This window comes from Siminovitchia jepli (assembly GCF_047228825.1).
Taxonomy (GTDB): domain Bacteria; phylum Bacillota; class Bacilli; order Bacillales; family Bacillaceae_C; genus Siminovitchia.
In genome coordinates this window covers 1-541 of sequence record NZ_JBFEGN010000231.1, presented here as the reverse complement: position 1 = coordinate 541, position 541 = coordinate 1, and the positions used below count along the sequence as shown (strand labels likewise).

Genomic DNA, 541 nt, shown 5'->3' with positions numbered 1-541 from the left:
GAAGGGACGTTGTCGATATTCAGGGCGTAACGGAAAAATTCATCTTCCCGGAAATCTTCGATGTCATCAAAATCACTCTTGCCCTTGCAGAGTAGACCGATATTGGAAGAAGCGACATCTCCGTTAGAAATTGAAGGGTTTTCCATTTTAGCCATTCGTTTTATTAAATCGCTGTGAAGATTGGTGTGATATAAAAGATCACCGACAATGGCTACCGGAATATGCTGAAATTCGTTTATCTGTCGTTTCAATAATAAACTTTTTCATAGAATACCACCCGTTTGGTGAACTTACTAAATTCACCTTTTTTGGGTATTATATCTGATTTTTCCAGCTTTTTAGATGCATTTTAGCTAAATTTTGTCACGGATTAAGGTTATCCTGGATTACGAAAGTAAAATCTAGTTATTAAATACAAAAAGGGCTCCAGCCTTTGGTATAATTAGGTTTAGGAAACTAAAATACCCAAAGAAAGGAGCACCTTTAAGGTGAAGTTTACCACAAACCTATCAAATATTAAAGCTAACTTTCATTTGAAAAA

General features: G+C 35.3%; 1 pseudogene. It reads right to left on the bottom strand.

Going from position 1 to position 541, the window contains the following annotated elements:
- Positions 1 to 251: pseudogene (locus tag AB1L08_RS22530) on the bottom strand (IS1380 family transposase); the annotation flags it as partial.
- Positions 252 to 541 lie beyond the last annotated feature (290 nt).